At 57.8% G+C, this 10,033-nt stretch carries 9 protein-coding genes; 2 read left to right on the top strand and 7 right to left on the bottom strand.

The genetic code is table 11. The features are described 5' to 3' along the window. Positions 1 to 2: 2 nt before the first annotated feature. On the bottom strand, positions 3 to 1,010 hold the full coding sequence (locus tag IGS51_RS18785; protein WP_297080321.1) for an alpha/beta fold hydrolase: 1,008 nt from the start codon (positions 1,008 to 1,010) through the stop codon (positions 3 to 5). 452 nt (positions 1,011 to 1,462) lie between these two features. Here IGS51_RS18785 and leuB point away from each other — a divergent pair, with 452 nt between their 5' ends. Together leuB and IGS51_RS18775 are read left to right on the top strand one after the other, a co-directional pair. Beyond that, complete coding sequence (gene leuB, locus IGS51_RS18780) at positions 1,463 to 2,548, top strand: 3-isopropylmalate dehydrogenase (protein ID WP_297080320.1); 1,086 nt, start codon at positions 1,463 to 1,465, stop codon at positions 2,546 to 2,548. Positions 2,549 to 2,563: 15 nt separating this feature from the next. Then, entirely contained in the window at positions 2,564 to 4,348 is a 1,785-nt protein-coding gene (locus IGS51_RS18775; RefSeq protein WP_297080319.1) for an aconitase/3-isopropylmalate dehydratase large subunit family protein, read from the top strand. 60 nt (positions 4,349 to 4,408) lie between these two features. On the opposite strand, the gene IGS51_RS18770 is transcribed toward IGS51_RS18775, so the two are convergent. From IGS51_RS18770 to IGS51_RS18745, 6 genes are all read right to left on the bottom strand, one after another. After that, positions 4,409 to 5,311 carry a 4'-phosphopantetheinyl transferase superfamily protein gene (locus IGS51_RS18770; RefSeq protein ID WP_297080318.1) on the bottom strand — a complete coding sequence of 301 codons (903 nt, stop codon included), beginning with the start codon at positions 5,309 to 5,311 and terminating at the stop codon, positions 4,409 to 4,411. Positions 5,312 to 5,360: 49 nt separating this feature from the next. Then, complete coding sequence (locus IGS51_RS18765; protein ID WP_297080317.1) at positions 5,361 to 6,518, bottom strand: substrate-binding domain-containing protein; 1,158 nt, start codon at positions 6,516 to 6,518, stop codon at positions 5,361 to 5,363. A 79-nt stretch (positions 6,519 to 6,597) separates the two neighbouring features. Further along, positions 6,598 to 7,677, bottom strand: a complete 1,080-nt coding sequence (locus tag IGS51_RS18760; RefSeq protein ID WP_297080316.1) for a sulfate/molybdate ABC transporter ATP-binding protein — start codon at positions 7,675 to 7,677, stop codon at positions 6,598 to 6,600. Next, on the bottom strand, positions 7,610 to 8,374 hold the full coding sequence (modB, locus tag IGS51_RS18755; RefSeq protein ID WP_297080315.1) for a molybdate ABC transporter permease subunit: 765 nt from the start codon (positions 8,372 to 8,374) through the stop codon (positions 7,610 to 7,612). The genes IGS51_RS18760 and modB overlap by 68 nt, the downstream gene beginning before the upstream one ends. Continuing rightward, positions 8,371 to 9,120, bottom strand: coding sequence for a molybdate ABC transporter substrate-binding protein (modA, locus tag IGS51_RS18750; protein WP_297080314.1), 750 nt, complete (start codon positions 9,118 to 9,120; stop codon positions 8,371 to 8,373). The genes modB and modA overlap by 4 nt, the downstream gene beginning before the upstream one ends. A 267-nt stretch (positions 9,121 to 9,387) precedes the next feature. Then, positions 9,388 to 10,033, bottom strand: a 646-nt coding sequence (locus tag IGS51_RS18745; RefSeq protein ID WP_367279379.1) for a calcium-binding protein, incomplete at its 5' end; no start/stop codon positions are given.

Below are 10,033 nucleotides of genomic sequence, written 5' to 3'. Positions count from 1 at the left end.
CTTCATCCACCCAATACACGCGATCGCCCAGCCCATACCCCCGAAACAGGATGCCCAGCAGCAACGCTAGCGCCACAAGCCACCGCCAGACCAGGTGTTTTGCAATGTGCCCACCGTTTTTCACCATGTTGTTTTGAAAAAAATCGAAGTTTTGGAAAAAGTGCCGATTTGAGCAGTTTCATGGGGCGATCGCATGATTTTTTTTCAGCAGGCTCAGCGTAGCGCGTAACGAAGCGCTGGAGCGTCTGGAAATACAGCGTCCGGTTAATTCGTCGCAAATTGCTGTGGCCCGCCTGGGGAATCAGCAGCAGTTCCTTGGGCGGCGGCGCGGCCTCATAAAGCACTTGCCCCATGTGGACAGGCACGACGCGATCGCCCGTCCCGTGGATCACCAGCAGCGGCATCTGGAGCGATCGCACTTTTGCCAGGGAATCAAACCGCTGATGCAGCAAGAGATCCACAGGCAAAAGCGGCACGGGCACAAAGTGACGGATCATGTCTCGCATGGAAGTAAACGAGCTTTCGACAACCAGGGCGGCCAGGTCGGGATTGTGGGCTGCCAGGTCGAGGGCGATCGCCCCTCCGATGGATCTTCCCATAACCACGATGCGCTGTGGCGGAATGCGGCGGGTTTGGGTGAGGTAGTCGAGGGCGGCGATCGCATCGGCATAGACCGACTGTTCGCTAGGAAAGCTGCCTTGGCTCTCGCCATAGCCGCGATAGTCGATGAAAAAGGCCGCCCAGCCTAATTCATGAATCTGCGCTGCCAGTCGAGGCAGATCCCCCAAATTGCTGCCTGTGCCGTGGAAATATAGCACCGTCGGTGCGTCGTCCCGATTCGCGCCAATCCACCAGCCGCGCACCCGCCCCGTCCCTACGGGCAAATCGACGGTTTCGTAGCGCAATCCTACCGCATCCGGCGTAGTGCGAATGTCAGCATCGGGACGAAAAATCAGCCGCGTCTGCCCCGCCCACACCAGCCCACAGGCCGCTACGTACAGCGCCGCCATGCTGATCAACAATCGATAGAGCCTCTTAGTCTTCGTAAAACGCATCCGATGTAGGTTTCAGGAGTCAGGAGTCAGGGGTCAGGGGTTAGGAGTCAGGAGTCAGGGGCAGAACGACTTTCAAGTGTCCTAGCTCCCTCTCCGACCGCCGTAAGCACGGCCCGCCATCCCTAATGCTTATGCAGAACAGAGGTCGGAGGGGGTTTGGGGGACGCGCTTCGTCCCCCAAGCGGGGGTTTGGGGGAAAGCTTCCCCCAAGGCTTGCTGGCTCGGATACTGAAACAAGCTCTTTAAGCACTGCCGCGACCGCCAACCTTAGGAAAGCTTGCTACCTCAGGGAGCGCAGCCCTACTCACCGCGATCGCCAGCAATAAAACGGATTTAATATCATTCTGATCCCTAAAACCTGACCCCCTGATCCCGATCTCCTGCCAGACGTATTATCATCCATAGGTTTGCTGTGGGAAGTGGGGATTGTGGGGATTCGAGAATATCGGTTGGTGGCGCTGCCGGGGGAAGGGGTGGGCCCAGAGGTCGTAGAAGCGGCGCTGGCGGTGCTGGCGCATTTGGCGACACTGCATGGTTTTTCGGTGCGGGTGACGTATGGGCTGGTGGGAGAACCCGCCGTACAGCAGTTTGGCACAGGGTTTCCGGAGGCGACGGCGCGGCTCTGCGAGGGGGCAGACGGCATTTTATTCGGGGCGGTGTCAAAGGCGGGCTTGCTGGAGTTGCGGAAGCGGTTTGACCTGTTTGCCAATTTGCGCCCGGTGCGCCCGGTCAAAAGTCTGCGGCATCGCTCGTCGATCAAGCCGGAAAAGCTAGACGGCGTGGACATTTTATTCGTGCGGGAGTTGGTTAGCGGCATTTACTTTGGCCCGTCGGGGCGCGGGGTGGATGGGACGGCCCCCTACGGCTTTCACACGATGCAGTATGCCGATTCTGAAATTCGGCGGATTGCCCGCGTTGCGCTTCAGCAGGCCCAGCAGCGGCGCAGGGAACTGGCGATCGCCCACAAGGAAAATGCGCTGCCCTGCCTTCCCTGGACGCGGCTGGTGCAGGAAGAAGCGGCGGCGTTTCCCGATGTGGCGCTGGTGCCCATGCTGGTGGACAATCTGGCGATGCAGTTGGTGATGAATCCGCAGCAGTTTGACGTAATTTTGGCGGGCAACCTGTTTGGCGACATCCTCAGCGACATTGGCGGGGCGATCGCCGGGTCGATTGGGCTACTGGGGTCTGCCAGCCTAAACGCAGACGGCTTTGGCCTGTACGAGGCGATTCACGGCACTGCGCCAGATATTGCAGGCAAGGGCATTGCCAATCCGATGGGAACGCTGGCCAGCGTGGAGTTAATGTTGCGGCAGTGGGGCGAGGGGACCGCAGCGGCTCATCTGGCGATCGCCCAGGAGCATCTGCTGGAGGCAGGCTATCGCACAGCCGACCTAGTGGCCTCGGCAGAAGATCGGTTTGTGAATACGAAAGCCTTCACGGAGCAACTGATTCAACAGCTAACCAATTCAAAAGCCAACCAATTCAAAAGCTAAATCATTCAAAGCCCTATGAACGCGCCTGAGAATCATCCTGCGAATCAATCTGAGAAAGTTTTAAGCCTGGGCGATGATATCAATACGGATGACATTATTCCCGCAAAGCGAGGAACTAATCTCGATCCGGCGCATCTGAAGCGGTACGCACTGGAACACATCATCGGCATTGATCAGCTCATGAATTATGACGTGATCGAAGCAGGCGCAAACTTTGGCTGTGGCTCTAGTCGAGAAATCGCGGCGATCGCCCTAAAAGCGGCGGGTATCCGCGAGGTGCGGGCGCGGTCCTTTGCCGATATTTTTTACCGCAACAGCATCAATATCGGTTTGCCCTTAAAGCACTTAGGCGAAGCAGAATCTCACCCGATTGTGGCAGCGATTACGCAGGCAGGCGGGCTGTTTGCCTTTAACCAGCAGCGATTGCGCGGAGACATGGCCCTGCCGCCCAGCGACACGCCGCACCGCCCCATGACGATGGCAGAAAAGCTGCTGGCGCGGGCATCGGGCAATGCGTTTGTACAGCCCGGTGAGGTGGTGTTTGCCAGGGTGGATTTGGCGATGTCCCACGATGCGATCGCCGCTGGGGTAGCACAGCTTTTCTACCAGCATTTCGGTGAGTCAGCAAGGATTTGGGAGCGCGATCGCCTGGTGCTGGTGGCAGATCATTTTATTCAAATCAACGACATTCGGGTTGACCCCAAAGCTGACCTGCTTTATCAGCAAATGGTCCAGTTTGCGGAGGAGCAAGGCTGCCACCTGCTGGATGTGGTGTCGCCCGGAGAGGCGGCGGGCATTTGCCATGTGCTGCTGCCAGAGCGGGGGTTTGTGCGGCCGGGCATGGTGATCGCAGGGACGGATTCCCATAGCTGCACCTATGGCGCGTTTGGCTGCTTTTCCACGGGCATCGGCACGACGGACATGGCAAATTTGCTGGCGACGGGCGACCTGTGGCTCCGCGTGCCGCCGACGCTGCGAATCTGCCTGGAGGGAACGCCTGCACCAGAGATCAGCGCCAAAGATATCATGCTGTTTTTGCTGGGGCAGTTGGGCTGCGACGGGGCGATCGGGCGGGTGCTGGAGTTTTGCGGCGGGGCGATCGCCCGAATGCCGATGGACGAGCGGATGACGCTGGCGAATATGGCGGTGGAATGTGGGGCGCTGTGCGGACTGATCGCGCCTGATGCGGTGACGTGGAAGTATCTGGCAGAACGCCAGAGGGAACGCACTAGCGAATCTTTGGAAGAACGACTGGAGGATGAGGCGATGGCAGAACTGGGGAGGGCGATCGCCAGTGATGCGGATGCAGAATACGAACGCACCTACACGTTTGACCTGACCCATCTAGAACCCCAAGTCGCCTGTCCGCCCAAGCCCGATCAGGTCGTGGGCATTAGCCAGTTGGGGCGGGTTCCCATCACCAAGGCGTTTATCGGCTCCTGCACGGGCGGCAAATTGCATGACCTGGCCGAAGCGGCAGCAGTGCTAAACGGGAACCGAGTTGCGCCCCAGGTCAGCCTGTTTGTCGTCCCTGCGTCGCAAGCAGTGCTGCAACAAGCCGAGGTCTTGGGCTATGTGCAGATCCTGGAGGCGGCGGGTGCAACAATTCTCAAGTCGGGCTGCGGAGCCTGCATCAACGCGGGCAGGGGCGTTTTGGAGGCGGGCGAGAACGGCATCTACGCCACCAATCGCAACTTCAAGGGGCGCAGCGGCGATCCCACAGGGAATAACTATCTAGCCTCGCCGCGAGTGGTGGCTGTTTCTGCAATTCGGGGATACATCAGCAGTGAGTTGGGCTAAGGGGGTTAGAGGATGTTTGAAAAGTGTAAGTTGTGTCATAAATTGTGTCCCGAACTGCCCTCACCCTAGCCCTCTTCCTGAGGAGAGGGAACCGGAACCTGGCTCCCCTTTTCCCTTTGGAGAAGAAGGGGTTGAGAGAGGAGGGTGCATGATTTTCGACTTTTCAAACACTCTCTGGGAGATGCCTAGATCTTGAACATGGCGAATCTGGTAGCAGCACAGGTTAAAGCTTTGTATGTTGACTGCAAAAGCAGCAGAAACATGATCGCCGAGTGACACAGGCTGAATCCGCCAGTATGAATGTGGTGACGATGCTTTTGTGAATGGTGCGAGGTACACAGAGCCATCGGAGGCAATCGCCATCTCCACCTGCTCTAGCCCGCTCAATCCTAGACCAATTGCCTTCACGTAGGCTTCTTTGCACGTCCAGAGTTGCAGAAATTGAGTCAGTTGCTCAGCGGGGGGCAGAGGGTTTAGCACAGCGCGTTCTGATTCAGAGAAGACAGATTGCGCCAGAGCAAGCACATCCAGCGGTCGATGCTGCTCCAGATCAACCCCAATCGGATGCTCCTGCGTGAATCCGTACAGCACCAGCCCGCCAGAATGCGACAGGTTGAATTGCAGTGGCGGCGTGGCGTTGGATAGGGACTTCAAGGCGGGCTTGCCGTAGGAATTGTAGGAAAAGCAAATGGCAGACGGCGCAAGCCCGGTGTAGCAACTGAGCAGGTGTCGCAAAATGCCCCGACCGATGATGAATCGAGCGCGATCGCCCTCTTGCCGAAACTTTGCGGCTCTGGCCTGTTCATCAGGTGAAAGGATTTGCTCAAACAATAACAGATTTTCTGCACAGCTTTCGACATTCATGAGCCACAGATGAACGTCTTCGGAAGAGAGGATTGTTGACTCTGAAGATGATAGCCAAGTGGGGGCGATTGCCGCAATTTTGGGAACAGTAAAAGACATAATTTACGGATTCAATCAGGATGCAAAATACTGTCACAAATGTACGGACTCAAGAAGACATAACGGTACTCAAAATATCCCCCGTTTGACTGGTATCGTAACCGCCTAGCGTTTGCAACTGCGACAGAACCCGACGATGACCCAGCGTATTCAAAAGCTGCTGCACGGGCGCTTCTTCGAGATAGGGTTGGAGCGTTACCAGATCATAGCGAGAGCGGTGCAGCGGGATGAACTCTAGCCCAAACGCTGCGGCAACCGATGCAGTGCTAACGCCTGCGCTTGCCTGCCCAGTGGCGATCGCCCTGGCCACCTCCAGATGCCCCGCTGCCAGGGTGTCGAATCCCCGAACCGCTTGCGGCGGAATGCCTGCTGCCTGGAGCGATCGCTCTAACACCTGCCGACTGCCCGCCCCCGCTTCCCGATTCACAATATTTACGTCCGGTCGAGTCAGATCTTCAATCGTTTTGAGATGCAGCGGGTTTCCAGGCTGAATGAGCAACCCCTCTTCCCAACTGCCCAAATTAATCACCACAGCAGAGACATTTTGCAGGGCAGCTTGCGTTTGCAGGGCAGTTTTCACAAACGGAACGTTGTGATCTCGCGTGGCCGCATCGTAGAGATGCATTCCCGCAAGATGCACCTCTCCGCAACAGAGCCGATCCAGGGCGCACATGCTGTTATCCAGCGTCCAATGTACGCGCAGGTCGGGATGCCAGCGCTCGGCCGCCCGCGCCCACAGCGACAGGGCTGGCGTGCAGCCCGCGATGACAACTGTGCGGTGCAGCTTTTCCAGATCGTCGAGCAGGTGGACGCGCAGCATTTGGGTGGTCGAATCGTAGCGGCCTTCCCCGTCCGCAGGCACCATTTCTGTCCGAAAGGCGGCGTTCCCCTTTAGCGGGTGTGCAATCCACTGACCACCCACTCGGGCCAGGCTGAGTCGGGTTGCCTGATCCGTCGGAAAGTTTTGGGTCGGGAGCGCATCCAACTCCACCGCATCTTGCTCCAGCCAGAACAGGTCTTCGACCTGGCAGCCCAGCGCCCTAGACAACCGCAGTGCGACGGTTGTGGATGGTGCGTATTGTCCCGCCTCTACGCCGCCGATGGTTTGGCGCGACACTCCGGCGATCGCCGCTAGGTCTTGCTGGCTCATGCCCAGCCGCAGCCGGACTTGCTTCAGATTATTGCAAAGGTCGTGTTCGGGTTTCACAGGACGGAGGGAACGCGGTTAATGGCTATCGGCATTTTGGCATGGAAGATGCAGGTGGGACAGGCCGAGTTTTGGCAACTTATTCCAGCAGCAAAAGCCGGAGCGGATCTAGCGTGAGATGCCACGGTTGGGGACGATCTTTCAGCCGTTCCCATTCCTCTTTGAAGACCTCTGCCTGGAGGTGATAGTCTTCGGCATAGCGGGGTGCGTTGCCCAGCTTGAGGAATAGCGTCATACGATGAGGCGTTTCGCTGATCCAGGCTAGCCAAGCGGGAAAGGTATTGGGCGGGTGGGGCGGATGGGAAAAGCGGATATGGTGCGCCCGAATGCCAATGTGCGTGTGTTTTGAAGAGACGGGTTCATCCGTGTGAAGGGTGCAGTTCCAATCCGGAGCGCGTACCGTTTGCTGATTGATGGGCTGGATTCGGGTGTAATTTTTGCATCCGGTCAGTTGGGCAACGGGCATTGTTTTCGGATGATTAAACACGTCCTGTTTGTATCCATTGGCAATCACGGTTCCCGAAGAAAGCACAAGCAGTCGCTGACACACGCGATAGGCCTCTTCCAGATTGTGGCTCACAAACAGAGTGATGCCGTTGTAATCTGCCAGGGTTTTGATGAGCTGCTTTTCTAGCTCGTTGCGGAGGTGAGTATCGAGGGCAGAAAAAGGTTCGTCGAGCAGAAGGATATCGGGATTGGGGGCCAGCGCTCTAGCAAGGGCAACTCGCTGCTGTTGTCCGCCGGAAAGCTGATGAGGATAGCGGTTGCCAAATCCGGCAAGTCGAACGCGCCCAAGCTGCGCTTCGACGGTTTGGACGAGTTCTCGCTTTTCTTGTTTTGACCCTTGGCGCTTATTCAGTCCGTAAGCGATGTTTTGGGCGACCGTGAGATGCGGAAACAACGCATAGTTTTGAAACAGAAACCCCACGCGGCGATCGCGGCTGGGGAGGTTAATGCCTTTGCGCGAGTCGTAGAGAATGCGATTGTTCAGCACGATGGTGCCGCTGGTGGGGGTTTCAATGCCCGCAATGCAGCGGAGGGTCATGCTTTTGCCCGATCCTGACCCGCCCAAAATGCCGAGTGGCTCTCGTTCAGCGCTGAAGGCCACGTTCAGGGTGTAGCTGGGGAGCCGCTTCTGAATATCCACCAATAGGCTCATCTGGGTTGACCTCTGAGTTGATCCCTGGGCGAAACGCAATTGGCGACTGCGACGGAGACTGTTTGGACTCCAAATGCCGCACCCACCACAACAGAGCAAAGGCGATCGCCGTCATTATCAGCACCATCGTATTTGCCAGTCCATAGCGCTGCATTTGCACGGCATCGTAAATTGCCAGGGGGAGGGTCTGGGTGCGGCCGGGGATACTGCCTGCCACCATCAGCGTTGCGCCAAATTCTCCCAATCCCCGCGCCACGCTCAGCCCAAAGCCTGCCAAAATGCCGCGATGGGCAAGCGGCAGGGTAATCCGCCACAGCACTTCTGGCTCCGTTGAACCCAGCGTGCGGGCGGCGGCCTCTAGCTCTGGGCTGACGTTGGCGATCGCCGCACGGGTCGATTCCACCATCAGCGGCAGCGCCACCACGGCCGAGGCGATCGCCCCCGCCTGCCAAGTAAAGAGCAAATTAATCTTCAGCCATTCCCTAATCGGACTGCCGCGTCCCAGGGCCAGCAGCAAAAAATAGCCCACGACGCTGGGTGGCAGCACCAGCGGCAAATTCAGCAACGTAGACACAAAAATCTGTCCCCGAAACCGCACCCGCGCCAAAAAAATTCCCAGCCCCAGCCCAAACACCAGAATCAAAGCGCTGGCGACCAAGGTGACTTGGAGAGAGAGGATCGACGGCTGCCAAATCATAGGGCTAGCTCCTCTCCCGGCAAAACGAAACCGTATTTTCTCATCAGGGGCCGACCCTTCTCCCCATTGATAAATGTGGCAAACTGCTGAGCCAGTTCAGGATGCGGCGCGGTCTTGGGCACGGCCAGCATTTGCTCCAGCGGCTGGTGCAATTCAGCCGGAATCAGCGTCCATTTTCCGGGTTTGCCGACGCTAATCGACAGAGCGGCGATCGCCACTTCCACATTCCCCATTTCGGCATGTTGCTGGGTTTGCTTAATGTTTTCCCCAAAAACCAGCTTGGGCTGAATCGCATCCCAAACCCCGGCAGACTGCATCGCTTCGCGGGCGGCGACCCCGTAGGGTGCGTGGTCTGGATTGGCGATCGCAACCCGTGTCACCTCCGGCTTCGTCAAGTCTTGCAGGGTTTTCAGTTCTAGAGGGCTGTCTGCTCTCTGCCACAGCACAATTCGCCCCACGCCATACAGCGCCTTCGTTTCGGAGCGAATCAGCCCTTTCTCATCCAAATCTTCGATAAATTTCCGGTTGGCTGCGGCAAATAAATCCACGGGTGCGCCCCGCTCAATTTGCTGGGCCAATTGTCCGGTCGAACCCAGGTTAAACGTAACCCGATGTCCGGTTTCCGCCTCCCACTGCTTGCCAATTTCGGGAAACACGTAGCTTAGGTCGGCCGCTGCTGAAACCGTCAGCGTGACTGGCTCCTGTGCGATGGGTGGCGCTGACTCAGGAGCCACATTGGAAGCCACATTGCAAGATCCCAACAATCCCACCAGTAGCCCGACCCACGCCCACCCCCAAAACCAATTCTGTCGTCTGACTCTTTTTCTGACCATTGGCTGACCCCTCTGCTAGTCGCAGCGATGCAAGCAAACTTGACGATATGCCAATATACTTGCTCGGCGGTCAGATCAGATTCTGTCGTCAAAACAGCAGATTTAGAAAAAATTCCATTTTGGCGGCTTCAGGGCGAGGTCAGAGCATCCACTCTGACGCAGTAGCCCCGGATGATTGGGCTAAAGCGGTAGCCGCGTCATTGGCACGAAGCTGGCAGCGGTCAGCCTGTTCGCCTGCACGCCCGACAGTTCCGCAATCACCTCATCCGAACCATTTAGCAAGATGCGGGCCCCCCGGCTCGACTGCTGAATCCGCAGTTCGCTGAAGGTCAACCCCTTCGCCAGCCCGATGACATCCGTGCCCACTTTGAAATCTCGGATGACATCAAGGCCGCCATGCTTGGCGAGGACAAATGTATCGCGGCCCGCGCCTCCAATCATCAGATCACTGCGTCCACCGCCCACCAGCAGGTCGTTGCCCTTTCCGCCCTTCAGGACATTCGTGGCGATCGCCCCCCAAGTTTCCGTCGCTTCCTGGAATCCGCGCAGAAAATCAGTTGTTTCGCCCGCAATCAGCACATCGTTGCCCGCGCCCCCAATTAGCACGTCCGCCCCGCGCCCGCCGACCAGCGTGTCATTTCCGCCGCTGCCCACAAGCCGGTCGATGCCAGCGCCACCCAGGATATAGTCATCGCCCCCCAGACCCTCGATCACGTCGTTGCCGTCCAACCCCTCGATGCGATCGCCCCGTCGTGTTCCACGAATTCGATCCGGCCGGGGCGACCCCTTCATCCGATTCAGTTTCTTCGGGCCCTGCGGCGGCGAA

This window comes from Thermoleptolyngbya sp. M55_K2018_002 (assembly GCF_015295965.1).
In the GTDB taxonomy this organism is placed as follows: domain Bacteria; phylum Cyanobacteriota; class Cyanobacteriia; order Elainellales; family Elainellaceae; genus Thermoleptolyngbya; species Thermoleptolyngbya sichuanensis.
The sequence above is the reverse complement of the archived record's forward strand: the minus strand, read 5'-3'. Positions and strand labels throughout refer to the sequence as shown.

Coding starts and splice junctions, on each gene's coding strand:
- IGS51_RS18785 (WP_297080321.1), bottom strand. CDS start 1,010: ATGGCGGCGCTGTACGTAGCGGCCTGTGGGCTGGTGTGGGCGGGGCAG.
- IGS51_RS18775 (WP_297080319.1), top strand. CDS start 2,564: ATGAACGCGCCTGAGAATCATCCTGCGAATCAATCTGAGAAAGTTTTA.
- IGS51_RS18770 (WP_297080318.1), bottom strand. CDS start 5,311: ATGTCTTTTACTGTTCCCAAAATTGCGGCAATCGCCCCCACTTGGCTA.
- IGS51_RS18760 (WP_297080316.1), bottom strand. CDS start 7,677: ATGAGCCTATTGGTGGATATTCAGAAGCGGCTCCCCAGCTACACCCTG.
- modB (WP_297080315.1), bottom strand. CDS start 8,374: ATGATTTGGCAGCCGTCGATCCTCTCTCTCCAAGTCACCTTGGTCGCC.